10 protein-coding genes are annotated in these 15375 nt (G+C 38.7%); 9 read left to right on the top strand and 1 reads right to left on the bottom strand.

The window, feature by feature from the left end; genetic code table 11:
* From H8Z82_RS15510 to H8Z82_RS15485, 6 genes are all read left to right on the top strand, one after another.
* On the top strand, positions 1-496 hold a 496-nt coding region (locus tag H8Z82_RS15510; RefSeq protein WP_186995616.1), incomplete at its 5' end, for a hypothetical protein.
* Between the two features lie 118 nt (positions 497-614).
* Complete coding sequence (locus H8Z82_RS15505; protein ID WP_186995615.1) at positions 615-4103, top strand: SIR2 family NAD-dependent protein deacylase; 3489 nt, start codon at positions 615-617, stop codon at positions 4101-4103.
* 64 nt (positions 4104-4167) lie between these two features.
* A complete protein-coding gene (locus H8Z82_RS15500; protein WP_186995614.1) occupies positions 4168-5211 on the top strand; it encodes a polysaccharide biosynthesis protein in 1044 nt (347 codons plus the stop codon).
* Positions 5212-5226: 15 nt separating this feature from the next.
* Positions 5227-6408, top strand: coding sequence for a non-hydrolyzing UDP-N-acetylglucosamine 2-epimerase (wecB, locus tag H8Z82_RS15495; protein ID WP_186995613.1), 1182 nt, complete (start codon positions 5227-5229; stop codon positions 6406-6408).
* Positions 6409-6433: 25 nt separating this feature from the next.
* Positions 6434-7630 carry a polysaccharide biosynthesis C-terminal domain-containing protein gene (locus tag H8Z82_RS15490; RefSeq protein ID WP_186995612.1) on the top strand — a complete coding sequence of 399 codons (1197 nt, stop codon included), beginning with the start codon at positions 6434-6436 and terminating at the stop codon, positions 7628-7630.
* Between the two features lie 339 nt (positions 7631-7969).
* The gene (locus H8Z82_RS15485; protein ID WP_186995611.1) at positions 7970-9283 is read left to right on the top strand and encodes an ATP-binding protein; all 1314 of its coding nucleotides are present in this window, start codon (positions 7970-7972) and stop codon (positions 9281-9283) included.
* 325 nt (positions 9284-9608) lie between these two features.
* Here the strand turns inward: H8Z82_RS15485 and eno are convergent, their stop codons facing one another.
* On the bottom strand, positions 9609-10913 hold the full coding sequence (gene eno, locus H8Z82_RS15480) for a phosphopyruvate hydratase (RefSeq protein ID WP_456298243.1): 1305 nt from the start codon (positions 10911-10913) through the stop codon (positions 9609-9611).
* 697 nt (positions 10914-11610) lie between these two features.
* Here eno and H8Z82_RS15475 point away from each other — a divergent pair.
* From H8Z82_RS15475 to H8Z82_RS15465, 3 genes are all read left to right on the top strand, one after another.
* Entirely contained in the window at positions 11611-12195 is a 585-nt protein-coding gene (locus tag H8Z82_RS15475; protein ID WP_019161732.1) for a type IV toxin-antitoxin system AbiEi family antitoxin domain-containing protein, read from the top strand.
* A gap of 1 nt (position 12196) precedes the next feature.
* A complete protein-coding gene (locus H8Z82_RS15470; protein ID WP_186995609.1) occupies positions 12197-13036 on the top strand; it encodes a nucleotidyl transferase AbiEii/AbiGii toxin family protein in 840 nt (279 codons plus the stop codon).
* A 154-nt stretch (positions 13037-13190) separates the two neighbouring features.
* Positions 13191-15375: hypothetical protein (locus tag H8Z82_RS15465; RefSeq protein WP_186995608.1), on the top strand; the 2185-nt coding region annotated here is incomplete at its 3' end.

Below are 15375 nucleotides of genomic sequence, written 5' to 3'. Positions count from 1 at the left end.
TATAAATACCATTCTTTTATCCGCAAAGAAGAATTTAGAAATAGATATAGAATTTATACATAGTGTACGAAGTGCTCTTGCTTTAGAGTTAGGGGTACCTGAAAGAAAGCTATATTCAGATAGTGTATTGAGGGATGTATTAGTAAACTATTTAGCAAAAGATACAAGTATATCTTCTAACGACAGACTTTACCTTATAAATAAAACATTGCTAGTATTCAATAATGAAATTTCAGGAAAATCAGAAAATGGAAAAACGATAACGGTAAGCAAAAAACATAGAAAGTATTTATTAGTTATAATAATTATTAGCTTTGCAGTAAGTATAATAATATATGTATCAAATCCAGCTAAAGCCAGTGACCCTAATTCTATACAAGCATTTTTTCTAGGATGTATGCAACCAATGACAACATTGGGGATCATGGGCATCGCCTTAACCTCTTTGGGGTTAGAAATAACGATAAAGAAAGAACAAAAATTTAAAAAGACTTAATAGCATTTTTCTCAATTGCTATTAAGTCTTTTATATTGCCTAAAAATATCTGAGCAGTCCCCAAATTCCATAAATATGGAATCATCTATACTCGAAAGCGTATGAGGAATCGAAAAATATGAACAAGAAATATATGAAAGAAATATCTGAAGCTCTGGCTGAGAAGCATGCTGTTTTGATGGTTGGTGCAGGGTTTTCAAAAAATGCGGAAAAGATATCTGTTGTAGATAAGTATTTTATGAACTGGAACGAATTGTCTGATCTATTTTATGAGCAGCTTTATGATGATTCCCAAAGTCCCGGAAAAGCATATAACAGTTCACTGCGACTGGCGCAGGAAGTTGAAATTATGTTTGGTCGGCCGAAATTGGAGAAGATTATAAAGGAAGCTGTGCCTGATCTGGATTATGCTCCGTCAGATTTGTATGTAAAGTTGATGGAACTGCCATGGAGGGATGTATTTACCACTAATTATGATACTTTGCTGGAGCGCGCAGCTGATAAGGTCAGCACCCGCAGATATCATGTTGTGCACTGTCAGGAGGATCTGGTAAACAGCAATCAATATCCCAGGATTGTTAAGCTTCATGGTTCTTTTCCCTCACATCGTCCGTTCATTATTACGGAAGAGGATTACAGAACATATCCTGTGCGTTTTGCTGCAATGGTAAATACCGTTCAGCAGGCAATGCTGGAAAATGTGTTCTGTATGATAGGTTTTTCCTGTGAGGATCCTAATTTTATTAAATGGATAGGGTGGATCCATGATAATCTTGGCAAAAGCAGTTCGCAGATGATCTATATGGTATCCGTTACCCATATCCCGGAATCTAAGAGAAAGCTGCTTTTTGACCGAAATATTATTGTACTTAATCTGGAAGACCTATGGCCTGAAAAGAGCATTGAGGAACGAGTGGGCAATTTTCTGAAAGAATTAAATTCTGATGTAGAAGGAAACCGAAAAAAAAGCAACTGGTTTGATTATCAGAAATTAGATGTAGACACCCCTTCAAAAATAAAGAAAAAGACAGCTTGTATGAAACAACTGAATGCTTCTTATCCGGGATGGATTTTTCTTCCCTGGAAAATGAAATCAAAAGTTGATTATGCTTTAAAACAGTTTACAAATATGGACGGTTTGGAAAATCTCCCATATGAAGACCAGCTGGATTATATCTATGAGCTTGTCCGCTTTATGGATATTGCGGGTAGACCATTGTTATCTCAGTATGTGGAGAGATTCTGGGGAATCGTGAATACAGAAGCAGAAGAGCCCACAGAGAAACAGAAGAAATCTCAATGTTTTTTCAAAAAACAGGAAATATATCTGCAGCTACTACGTGCTTTCCGAGAACAGGCACAATGGAAATTATATGATGAGTGTTATGAAAAAATAGAAAAAGAAAAACTGGATTATGACCGCAGACAGTTTTTATATGCATGTGATTGCTGGAAGTATCTTTTCCGATTTGAGGCAAAAGAGCTGACCAATATGTTAGAGAACTGGAAGCTTTTAAGCGGAGATGCTTACTGGGCTCTGATAAAAGCGAACATGTATGTATTTATTGGTGAGACCACAAAGGCTGAGAGGTTGTTGTCCGGTGCATTGATCCAGGTAAGAAAGCAGTTGATCAAGGAAAATGACAACGAATATTTAGTTTCTGTTGAAGAAAGTATTGTGTCATTGATCAATTATATTCGACAGGGAAACTGGAAAATATCATCCGATGATCTGGAACGCTGCTTAAATGACAATGTTCTCTCCTGGTGGAATGAAAATGATAAATATTGCTATCATTTAAATGAAATTAACGAACCGAAGGAACGCTTTGAAGAAAACGATAATTTTGATCTATCTACTACTTTTACCATGAATTTTGGTGAGAATAATCAAAATATTTTTTATGCATTGGAATACTGGAGATTTCTGGAGCTGACCGGGCATCCATTTCGGGTGAATAGTGTAAGCAATACAAAAGGATTATTTCCTTCCCTGCGCTATTTGGCCAACTACTATTCCCACTGGTCACTGATGCAGATATTGATTGCGAGAGATAGTAAACATGTAGATGTTTTGTTTGGCAGAGCCAGTTTAGCTGAATTGACCCAGGAAAATGTAGATGCTATTACAACGGATTATCTGACTTTCTGGAATACGGTAAGCCAGAATATAAAAAGCAAAAATTCATTTTGGAGCAGATCCATTTATGATCAGTCTGCAGCCATACTTCCCATTATTCTTTCTCGTTTATGTTATAAATGCTCAGAATCTATGCTTGACCAATTATATGACAAAGCTGTGGAACTGTGCCTGAGTGATGCTTCAATCATGTTTAAAGAAGTAGGAAATTTATTCAAGGGTATATTTAGTGCATATTCCGTTGAAAAGCAAAATGAAAAATTGGAAAAACTTCTGCAGCTGCCAATGGGAAGAAATCAAACGACAGGGTATTATGATCCGGTTTTTCTGGTAGATATACCAAATGAAAAGCAAAACCTTGATTTGAAAATATACAACAGAACTATGTACCAGATCAGGCAATGGGTTGAGGACCCTGATAAGAACAGCGAAGCAGCAATTAATCGTCTGCGTAATTTAGATAAATTAATTCTGCTGAATGATGAAGACAGAAACTACCTGTGTCAGATTATAGAAGACTCTCAGGATATACATGATAAATGGTGGTTATATCGGTTTGATTCTCAGAAATACAGTGAAAAGAAAAAGGAAGTGTATGAGGACACACTAAAGAAAATAGAAAAAGATTCAAACCCAGAAAAGTTTGCATTTAATCAGCATCACTATGAATATCTGATAGATATTATAAAAGATCTTTCTATTCAAACGATTGATATAGAAAGATTGTTCCGCCTGTTAAAGGATCTGGTAACAGCCAGCAAAAAATGGAACAACTTCGGGTATTATGTTGTAAAATTGCGAATTTCTCAGAGCTTTTTTATTGCACTGGAATGTCTGTTTTTACAGGATAAATCTGAAAGTGAACTGTCCCGGGCAGAATATGAAGCAATTACTGATTATTTTACAGAATTAAAGGACGGATATAATCATCCCGCAGCAATTGATATGGTAGAGGCAATATTTGTCAAAAAAGAGAAGTCCGTACTTGATGACTTTCAACAGGAATTATGGCTCTGTGATGAAAATGACCTGGAGCTTTTTATCGATTTCTATAATGAAGTGTATCAGTATCAGTTTCCTATTCGGGATAATGTAACATTATCCAAATATTCGGAAATCCTTTTTTCAGTAATTGTATACAGAACAATGAGTAATGAATTATATCAAAGTCAGGCTGTCTGGAGGCTTTGTGAATCACTGATTGCTGTTCAAATACCTCTGGACTGGAAACTTAAGCCTTTATTGAACAGTTTGAGGAAATGTCAGGAAGAAACTCAGATCCGGAAAACAGATTCAGAGAGACAGGCAATTTATAAACTGCAGTGCCGGATGATTGGATGCAGAATTGCCAGAGAACTCTACAGAAGAAATATTCGGGTTAATATAATCGGAGCCTGGAAACAAGTCAGTGAATGTAAAGATGAATTTACTGAGATCAGGAATATTCATTTTGATGAAAACCCGTAATGATTCAATATCTTTACAGGGATTACAAAAATAAATATTTTAAAACAAGGAGAGAATAACAAAAATGGGATTATTTACAGGTAAAACACTTATGATCACCGGAGGTACAGGTTCCTTCGGAAATGCGGTTTTGAACCGTTTCTTGAAAACTGATATCGGGGAGATTCGTATTTTTTCCCGTGATGAGAAGAAGCAGGATGATATGCGGCATGATTTCCAGGCCAGGATGCCGGAGGTTGCGGATAAGATTAAGTTTTACATAGGAGATGTGCGCAGTCTGGAATCTGTCAAGGGCGCCATGCATGGGGTGGATTATATTTTCCATGCAGCTGCATTGAAACAGGTTCCCTCCTGTGAGTTTTTCCCTATGGAGGCTGTGCGTACCAATGTGATCGGCACCGATAATGTTCTCACAGCTGCCATTGAGGAAGGAGTGGAGAGTGTGATCTGTCTTTCTACAGATAAAGCTGCTTATCCGATCAATGCCATGGGTATCAGTAAGGCAGTGGAAGAGAAGGTGGCTGTTGCCAGATCCAGGATGTCAGGCAAGACAAAGATTTGCTGTACTCGTTATGGAAATGTTATGTGCAGTCGCGGTTCTGTCATTCCTCTGTGGATCGACCAGATTAAACAGGGAAATCCTATTACTCTCACAGAACCATCCATGACCCGTTTTATCATGTCACTGGAGGAGGCTGTGGATCTGGTTCTTTTTGCTTTTGAGCATGGAGAGAATGGAGATCTGTTGATTCAGAAGGCTCCTGCATGCACGATCCAGACTCAGGCAGAGGCTGTCTGTGAATTGTTTGGAGGAAATAAAGAGGAGATCAAGGTGATCGGTATCCGTCACGGTGAGAAGATGTATGAAACTCTGCTTACCAATGAGGAGTGTGCCAAGGCTGTGGATATGGGGAACTTTTACCGGGTACCTGCAGATAACCGTGGCCTGAACTATGACAAATATTTCAAAGAGGGTGACGAGAAACGTAATATTCTGACAGAATTTAACTCCAATAACACCCGCCGCCTGAACCTGGAGGAAACCAAGGCTAAGATTGCATCTCTGTCTTATATTCAGGAAGAACTGGCAAAAATGAATAGTAAATAATGTGAGGGCTGTGTAATGGGTAAATATGAAAATGTGAAATGGAAAGAGAATGGTAAGTTGAAGCTTCTGATCATTGTGGGAACCAGACCGGAGATCATCCGTCTGGCGGCAGTGATCAATAAAACCCGGAAATATTTTGATGTGATCCTGGCGCATACTGGACAGAATTATGATTATAATCTGAACGGTGTATTTTTTAAGGACCTGAAGCTGGAGAATCCGGAGGTTTATCTTAATGCTGTAGGTGAGGATCTGGGTGAAACCTGTGGAAATATTATTGCACAGAGTTATAAACTGATGGCAGAAATTAAGCCAGATGCAGTGCTTGTTCTGGGAGATACCAACTCCTGTTTATCGGTTATTGGTGCCAAGCGTCTGCATATCCCGATTTTCCATATGGAGGCAGGTAACCGCTGTAAGGATGAATGTCTGCCTGAGGAAACCAACCGCCGTATTGTAGATATTATTTCAGATGTAAATATGGCTTATTCTGAGCATGCCCGCCGTTATCTGGCGGATTGCGGACTTCCCAAAGAGCGTACCTATGTGACAGGTTCTCCTATGGCAGAGGTTCTGCACAACAATCTGGCTGAGATCGAATCTTCTGATATTCATAGCAGACTTGGACTGGAAAAAGGAAGATATATTCTTCTTTCTGCGCACAGAGAAGAGAATATTGATACAGAGAAAAATTTCCTCAGTCTGTTCCATGCAATTAACAAGATGGCTGAAAAATATGATATGCCCATTCTGTATTCCTGCCATCCCCGTTCTCGCAAGAGAATCGAGTCAACTGGCTTCAAATTGGATTCCAGAGTGATTCAGCATGAGCCATTAGGCTTTCATGATTATAACTGCCTGCAGATGAATGCCTTTGCAGTGGTTTCTGATTCAGGAACTCTTCCGGAAGAGAGCAGTTTTTTTACCTCTGTGGGACATCCGTTTCCTGCTGTCTGTATCCGTACTTCTACAGAACGTCCGGAGGCACTGGATAAAGCCTGCTTTATTTTGTCCGGAATTGATGAGAAGGGGCTTCTGCAGTCTGTAGATACAGCTGTTGAGATGAACCGGGCCGGTGATTACGGTATTCCGGTACCGGATTATATTGAGGAAAATGTAAGCTCAAAGGTTGTGAAAATCATTCAGAGCTATACAGGTGTAGTCAACAAAATGGTCTGGAGAAAAGAGTCTGAGTAAGACTGACAGAAAGGGTTGGAACATAATGAATATACTGGTGACAGGCGCAAAGGGCATGGTAGGGACAGCTCTTGTCAATAATTTAAAGAATATCAGGGACAATAAAAACAGAACAAGACCGGGAATTTCCATAGGTGAAATCTATGAGTATGATCTGGATTCTTCAGTAAAAGAGCTGGATGAGTATTGTAAGTCTGCGGATTTTGTGTTCAATCTGGCAGGGGTCAACCGTCCTGAGAATCCGGAGGATTTCATGAAGGGAAATTTCGGTTTTGCTTCCCAGCTTCTGGATACTTTAAAAAAATATAACAATACGGCTCCCATCATGTTGTCTTCCTCTATTCAGGCAACTTTGGCAGGGCGGTTTGGCAATTCGGAATATGGACGTTCCAAGAAGGCAGGAGAGGAGCTGTTTTTTCAGTACGGGCAGGAAACCGGGGCGAAGGTTGCTGTTTACCGTTTCCCCAATTTGATGGGACATTCCAGACCGAAGTATAATTCTGCTGTATCTACCTTCTGCTGGGCAGTGGCTAATGATGAAACTTTTACTGTGAATGACAGGTCTACTGAACTGGAGCTGTTGTATATTGATGATCTGGTGGAAGGAATGTTTGATCTGCTGGAGGGAAGAGAGCAGCACTGTGAATTTGACGGTGTGGAGACTGTTCTGAAAGAAGATGGGAAGTATTGCTGTGTGCCGGTGACTCACAAGGTAACATTAGGTGAGATTGTGGATCTGTTGGAGCATTTTAAGCAACAGCCAGTAAATCTGATGATGCCCAAAATGCCGGTGGGTTCTTTTGCAAAGAAGCTTTTTTCCCTGTATCTTTCCTATCTTCCTACAGACAGGTTTAAATATGCCATGAAAATGAACTGTGATGACAGAGGTTCTTTTACTGAGCTGGTACATACTCAGGATTGCGGCCAGGTTTCCATTAATATCAGTAAACCGGGAATCACCAAGGGCCAGCACTGGCATAATTCCAAGTGGGAACAGTTTATTGTAGTGCATGGACATGGCCTGATCCAGGAGAGGAATATCAATACCGGAGAGACTGTCGAATTTGAGGTAAGTGGAGATAGGATCGAAGCTATCTACATGATTCCCGGATGGACTCATAATATTATTAATTTGTCCCATACCGAAGATCTGGTTACGGTTATGACCTGCAATGAAATCTTTGATCCGGAACGACCGGATACCTTCTTTGAGATAGTATAGGAACAAATGAGCAAGTAAATCGCATTGCAGTAATTCATAGTGCAATAATTCATACCACAGAATTTCAAGGGATTTCATGATTTGGTTTTCTAAAATTACACAGCAAGAAGACTGGCATAGAGATGAGGGGAGGGAATTCTTGCTACGGTTGTTATAATGTAACGAACAATATATACGATTCGCTATTAACGATCCGATTTATATAATAGACGCATATCGACAAGAAAACACATTATGTTACAAACTTCTTGAAAATAAAAGTTTTTAGTATCAATTCTATAAACTTGATTTTTTTAGAGGTTTATGTTATATTTTTAAGCGAAAGGCGGTGTTTCCTTTATGCAAAAAACAATATTACGAAAACGTGATCTCTATCTGAATCGGATTATTGCATTTCAAGATACAGAAATGATTAAAGTCATGACTGGTATCCGACGTTGCGGAAAGTCTAGCTTAATGAAGCTAATGGCAGAGCATTTGCGGGATACTGGAGTGACCGATGACCAGATTATTGAAATGAACTTTGAGTCTATGGGCATTCCGGATATGGATGCAAGAGGATTCTATGAATACGTCAAAGCACGCATTTGCCCTAATAAACGGACATACCTCTTCTTTAATGAGGTACAGAAAGTGCATGGTTGGGAAAATGCAGTAAACTCTTTCCGAGTAGATTTCGATTGCGATATATATATCACAGGATCCAATGCTTATCTGCTTTCTTCTGAACTTTCCACTTATCTATCTGGACGATATGTGGAAATTAAAGTCTTGCCACTATCTTTTAGAGAATTTCTGGACTTTCATGGCTATATCCTGACGGAACGGAAGTCACCTGCAGGTGGTTTCAGAAAGCGGATTACAGATGCAGAGGGAGAAACATATGATGTAAAAGAACTTTTTGATGCTTACGCCAGATTTGGTGGTATGCCTATGCTTGCTGATGTAGGATTAGAAATTGACCGGGTGACAGCTGCGTTAGACGGTGTTTATTCTGCTGCTGTTATCAATGACATTCTGGAACGGGAAAAGCGCAAGGGACAGCGAAATATTACTGACCCGGTGCTTCTGAAAAAAATCATCTTGTTTTTGGCGGACAATATTGGCAATAACACTTCTGCTACCTCTATTGGAAACACTTTAGTCAATGAGGGACTTTTGGAAAATGGAACCCGAAAAACAAAGCCTGCCGTACAGACGATTCAGGCGTATATCGAAGCTTTGACAGAAGCCTATATTTTCTATGAAATCAAACGATTTGATATAAAGGGCAAGGAGTATCTGCGCACCCTGGGCAAATACTATATTGTTGATATTGGGTTGCGAAATTATCTGTTGGGCTATCGTGATGGTGACAGCGGACATATTTTGGAGAATATCATCTACTTTGAACTGTTACGCCGTGGTTATGATGTTTCTATTGGAAAAATCGACAATCAGGAAGTCGATTTTATTGCTACGAAAGTAGACGAGAAAAAATATATCCAGGTTACCGAATCAATGAATGCCCCGGAAACGAGAGAGCGAGAGCTTGCACCGCTGCGTAAGATTCGTGATAGCTATGAAAAGATAGTGATTGCCTTGGAATGCAATCTTACTCAAACACAAGACGGAATCAAAATCATTAGAGCACTTGACTTTCTTTTGGAATAACAGGCGGCTCTATCACACATAATCTTCTTTTGTCATACAAATTATATCTGTATAGAAAACAGCAAACGGAAAGAGATATTATTCTGGTTGGAGCAAAATTAGAAAAGTGAAAGTGAAATAAGATTTTTCCCTGTCAGCCGGTATATGACAATCATACCGACTTGGCAGGGATTTTTGTACGGAAATAAATATGTAAATTCTTTTGACTTTTTTGACAGCGGTCGATAAGGCCGCTGTTTTCTACTGTTTGCAGAAATTAAAACCATTTTGCATTTTAAAGGTTTATTTATGGTATGCGTTATTTACGAAGATTGCTATAGTTTGTTCACTCCTGTTTTACATTGAAGGCTTTCATTCCCGGATATACTGCGCTTGCACCGAGTTCTTCTTCGATGCGGAGAAGCTGATTGTATTTTGCAACACGTTCAGATCTGCTTGGAGCGCCGGTCTTAATCTGGCAGGTATTCAGTGCTACTGCAAGATCTGCAATTGTTGTATCTGCTGTCTCGCCGGAACGATGAGAAGAAATTGCGGTGTAGCCTGCTTTGTGGGCCATCTTGATTGCTTCCAGTGTTTCGGATACGGAACCGATCTGGTTTAATTTGATCAGGATCGCATTACCTGCACCAAGGCTGATACCTTTTGCAAGCCTTTCTGTATTTGTAACAAACAGGTCGTCACCGACAAGCTGTACTTTGTCACCCAGTCTGGCTGTAAGTTTCTGCCATCCTTCCCAGTCTTCTTCATCCAGACCGTCTTCGATGGAGATGATTGGATATTTCTCACATAATTTAGCCCAGTGTTCGATGAGTTCCTCAGATGTATATTCTGTGCCGGCTTTTGGAAGTTTGTAGTAGCCTTTTCCCTTTTCACTTTTCCATTCGGAGGAAGCAGCATCCATGGCAATTCGGAAGTCTTTGCCTGGTTCATATCCAGCTTTCTTCACTGCCTCGAGGATTGTCTCGATTGCTTCTTCATCGGATTTCAGTGCAGGTGCGAAACCACCTTCGTCACCTACTGATGTGGCAAGTCCGCGCTCTTTCAAAATAGAAGCAAGTGCGTGGAATACTTCTGCACACCATCTTAAGCATTCTTTGAAGGAAGGTGCTCCAACTGGCATGATCATGAATTCCTGCACATCCAGACCGGATGATAATGCATGGCATCCGCCGTTTACAATGTTCATCATTGGTACAGGGAGACGGTTTCCAGATACTCCGCCAAGGAAACGATACAGCGGAATTTCAAGAGAAGCTGCCGCTGCTCTGCAGCATGCGATAGATACTGCAAGGATTGCATTTGCTCCAAGTTTGGATTTGTCTTTTGTTCCGTCTGCTGCAATCATAGCTGCATCTACTGCATAGATATCGCCTGCATCAAGACCTTCGATTGCTTCGTTGATTGTTGTGTTGATGTTCTCTACTGCTTTCTGTACGCCTTTTCCAAGATAGCGAGCTTTATCTCCATCTCTCAGTTCCAGAGCTTCGAATTCTCCTGTGGAAGCACCGCTTGGAGCTGTTCCTCTTGCAACAGTGCCGTCCATCAGATATACTTCTGCTTCTACTGTTGGGTTTCCTCTGGAATCCAGAATTTCTCTTCCAATTACTTTCTCAATTTCTAAGTACATGATAAATCCCCTTTCTGGTTTTGCATTTGAACTCCTGGTACACCCAACAGGGATGTACCGGGGGATCATATGATCCATTGTTCCGAAGGTTTCAGCAGGTCTTCGGATGGAGTTCAAATGATTAATTCACGCTAGAGTTTATGATATCTAACTCTTGTGGTTAGTATATTCTAACTTCTACTGAAATGCAAGAGGGTAATTGGGGAGATATTGAGAAAGTATTTCAGAAAACACATGTATATTTATGGCTTATGTACCATAATATTGCGAATATCTGCTTGACCAGTGAACTCTTCAATTTTGGACTACACGGGTGAAAAAATTTCTTTTCGAATGTTGTCCAATATAGTATAATAATTTCCACAAACTTTTGAGGAGAAATTGGTATGAAGAAAAAACTATTGGCGTATTTTGAGTTTGCATCCACCAGTGTTTTATCTGGTTCTGTCATCATAAGCTATGGACAGGATGATGTAAAAAAGAAAATAAAAGGTTAACCGAATCAAGCAAGTCATAGATATAGAGACATTCGATTTAGGTGAAAAAAACTGGAAGTTCACATGATAATTTGATAAATTTTGACAGAACAAAATTCGACGAGCGTGCATATATTAAACATGAAATAAGCACGCTCATTTGATTTTGCTTGACTATCGTGCTTATTTCGATTACAATATAAGCACGGAAGGATGGTGATTCTATGGATGAGATGACAAGATTAATTCAATATCATGATTACCTTACGCCGAGAATTGCGGAAAAATCTGGAATTTCAAAATTTAAGTTTTACAAATATGTTCGAGAATACGGATTGGAGCCGGTCAGCCGTGGTATGTATTCTGCGAAATCAGATTGGGTTGATGAGTTATATGTGCTTCACAAAAGATGCCCGAATGCTGTTTTTTCACATGATGAAGCTTTTTATTATTATGGTCTGACAGACAGAGAACCGTTTGTCCACACATTTACCATATACAGCGGCTATAATGCGCATCGACTTACAGCGGATGGAAGTTGTAAAGTATATACGGTAAAAAAGGAATTACTGGATGTCGGAAAGATCATTGTGAAAGACAATGACGGAAATATGATTCCAATGTATGATCTGGAACGGACGATTTGTGACCTGATAAGAAGCAGGAGCAGTATTGAAGCACAGGATTTCAACTCTGTTCTGAAGACATATGTTTCCAGAAAAGATAAAGATCTGAACCGACTTATGGAATATGCAAAGCTGTTCCGGGTCGACAATGTGATTCGCAGATATATGGGGGTATTATTGTAAAATGCAGCTGACACCAGAACAGGTTAAGGGAAGAATTAAGAACGTAGCAAAGGAAAACAAAGCAGATGCCAGAACGCTCATGCGAATCTACATGATGGAACGTTTCCTTGAGAGAGTTGCCAGTTCTCAGTATAAAAATAATTTCATCATTAAAGGTGGAATGCTTGTGACCGCAATGGTAGGTGTGGCACTCCGATCCACAATGGACATTGATACGAGCATCCAAAATCAGAATCTGTCGATAGAAGATGCCAAACGGATTGTGGATGATATCAAGGATATCCATCTTGGGGATGGAGTGACCTTTGAAGTAAGAGAAGTGTCTAACATCATGGATGAAATGGAATATCCGGGTATCCGGTTTACAATGAATGCCGTGATGGGAAAACTTGTGACACCTATGAAGATTGATATTTCTACAGGAGATGTTATTACACCAAGAGCCATCGAGTATAAATATAAATTGCTCTTGGATGACCGTTCCATCAGCCTTTGGTCGTATAATTTGGAAACAATTCTGGCAGAAAAACTTCAGACAGTCCTTGCAAGAGGGCTTTTGAATACCAGAATGAGAGATTTCTACGATATCAATACACTGCTTTCTATTTACGAGCAAGACATCGATGCTGATATACTGAAAAAGGCATTTGATGCAACCTGTAAGAAAAGAAACACCGAAAATCTGAAAGAGGAAGCACCCAAAATTATAGCTTCCGTCAGTGATGACGTGCAGTTACATACACTTTGGAAATCTTATCAGAAGAAATATCCGTATGCAACTGATATCAGCTATGAGGATATAGTAGAAAGTACACAGCTCCTGTGGAGCAAAATTCAATAATTGGCAGTAACCCCGTTGGAGTAATCTGACGGGGTATTTTGTAAGTGCCTCAAAACAAGGCGGGACACACATGGGTTAGACTTTATAAAGTGCCGACCCTATGACAAGAAAACAAAAGTACATGAATGCATGATCGAGAGGTAGCAGAATAAAAATGAGTCAAATCCAGAATTATAAAAATAATCTTTTAAATTTAATAAAAGTAGTCAATTCACAGAGTGAACGATATGACAGGATTGAATCAATATCTGTTTTGAAGATTAATGAGCAATTGGGAGAATGGCTTGATCTTATAAAAAAATTAAGAAACTGGCCGACCAATTATAAATATTATAGCATGGATTTACTATCTGATTTTGCTGAAAGATATCAAAAAAAGGATCAAAGTGGAAAAACAATCACAGTTCAGACTTTATTTGAACAGGGGTGGTTGTTGCGGCATAAGGATACCTGGTCATTTACGGTTTATGAAGGGAAATTTGACCAGATAAAGTTTAAGGATCTGGGAAGTGATAATTCTGAAATCTTATTTCTTAAGAAATTGAAAAATAGTCTGAAAGCTGGAAATAAAGAAAATTTTTCAGAAACAGATAGAAAGAAAATAAGCAAAAATGGGGCAATGATATTTGCTGTATGGTGGGATTCTATTTGTCAAAAAGGAAACGAAGAAGAAAAGAAAGTATGGTTTTACTGGTGGGATGTATTGAATATATATGGTGTGTATCAATATACGACACATAAAAAAGAACTGTATTGCAGTTGCATGGAGTACATAGATGCAATTGGGGATTCTACATGGTCACAATATCATAAAATAATTTATCATAAATTCGTTCTTGAAAATTGGCAGCTGAGAAACAAAATATATACAATGGAAAGTTTTGAGTTTCCTGAACGTCCTCTGAAAAATGTACTATATTTTAACAGGAGAGGGGACATGTTCCATTCTTTATATGATATTTGGAAACTAGAACAAAGATGTTTTATGTTATGCAGACGAGCATATGCAGATATGGATAAAGAGGAAAGGAAAAAATGCTGCGAATATATGCGAATTCCCTGTTTGAATTTTATGGTTGATGATTTGGCTGCGTATCCAATGGTGCTGACAGATTGTATGGAAGATCCTCAGCTGTTTGCAAGTATATCTGTGGGGTTATGGCTGAAGCTTGATAACATTGAAAGAAAAGAGCCACGGTTAAAGAAAGTTCTTCTGGAGAGGGTAAATGAAAATATCTTTTTTATTTTAAAAGATGGTATTTTGCGACAACAAACAGAAGATTGGAAAACGGCATTGAAAGATATGCTATGGTATATGCTTACAGAGAGTGCTGACTATAGCAGGACTGTGAGTGGACAACAACGAGCTGTGAGTGAACTGTATAGCAATTGGAAACAGTGGTATTCTGGAGAAAAAGAAGTTCAAAAGAGGTGCAATAAATATATTTTAGATTATCTAAGAAATAGTTATGATGATAGTTCAAATGGTGTAGATAAAATGCGTATAGGAGCAGGATATCTGATTTGGACAGATATGTATGGCGGTGAAAATGCAGGAGAAAAGCTACTGGAATTTTACAAAAAATATATTCTGGATTGTATGGGAAATAAGGTACTTGTTTCGACTATAAGTTGGGGATTTTTTGAGGAAAACTGGCACTGGAGAATGCTGGAGTATGTTGCAGATAGCGGATCGGAGGCAATTAAAGCGTTTAGTGAAATTTTATCTCCTGAGAAATATGTGTCTGAAGTCTACAGAATGAAAGGAAAGTCTCCTTTACTATTTGTGGGAAAGGCGGGCTTAATACATTTGTATCTTCTCGCAGAGTTTATTCAGAAAAAGGATGAATTGTTGAGTAAAAAGAATCAACGGGAATTGGAAGAAAGGTTTATAGATTGCTTTATTGGGTATCAGATTTCAGACTGTGATCCCTTTGAGGTTGAACATATAAGAATTTTGAATGCAGAAATATTGCTGACAAAATATATGGATGCCATATGCTTGGTAAGCGAAGATAATGAAACGCGTTTTATAAAATTTTTGCAAACCCAATCTCCGGAAAAGATAATTTTTTACATTAAAAATATAAAGAAAATAACTTTGTATGAGCAACTGATAAAGATTTTAAAAGAAAAACTAGACGAGGATTTTACAGAAGATATTTTATTCATACCATCTATGCAGAAATTGATAGATACAATGCTAAGCTTGTGCTATACAGATGAGAAATTTAAAACAATTTTTGCAAAAAAAATTGTTGAGTTATATGAACAGCTTAAAACAGTATTTATAATACAAATGTTTATTTTAAAAACAGTTATGAACCAGAATGGCTTGA

It is taken from the genome of Blautia difficilis (genome assembly GCF_014297245.1).
In the GTDB taxonomy this organism is placed as follows: Bacteria; Bacillota; Clostridia; order Lachnospirales; family Lachnospiraceae; genus Blautia_A; species Blautia_A difficilis.
Note: the sequence above shows the minus strand (reverse complement) of the source record. Positions and strands in the feature narration are given on the sequence as shown.

Bases quoted from the DNA above. Each gene is read 5' to 3' on its own strand.
- H8Z82_RS15505 (WP_186995615.1), top strand. From the start codon at position 615: ATGAACAAGAAATATATGAAAGAAATATCTGAAGCTCTGGCTGAGAAG.
- H8Z82_RS15500 (WP_186995614.1), top strand. From the start codon at position 4,168: ATGGGATTATTTACAGGTAAAACACTTATGATCACCGGAGGTACAGGT.
- wecB (WP_186995613.1), top strand. From the start codon at position 5,227: ATGGGTAAATATGAAAATGTGAAATGGAAAGAGAATGGTAAGTTGAAG.
- H8Z82_RS15490 (WP_186995612.1), top strand. From the start codon at position 6,434: ATGAATATACTGGTGACAGGCGCAAAGGGCATGGTAGGGACAGCTCTT.
- H8Z82_RS15485 (WP_186995611.1), top strand. From the start codon at position 7,970: ATGCAAAAAACAATATTACGAAAACGTGATCTCTATCTGAATCGGATT.
- H8Z82_RS15475 (WP_019161732.1), top strand. From the start codon at position 11,611: ATGGATGAGATGACAAGATTAATTCAATATCATGATTACCTTACGCCG.
- H8Z82_RS15470 (WP_186995609.1), top strand. From the start codon at position 12,197: ATGCAGCTGACACCAGAACAGGTTAAGGGAAGAATTAAGAACGTAGCA.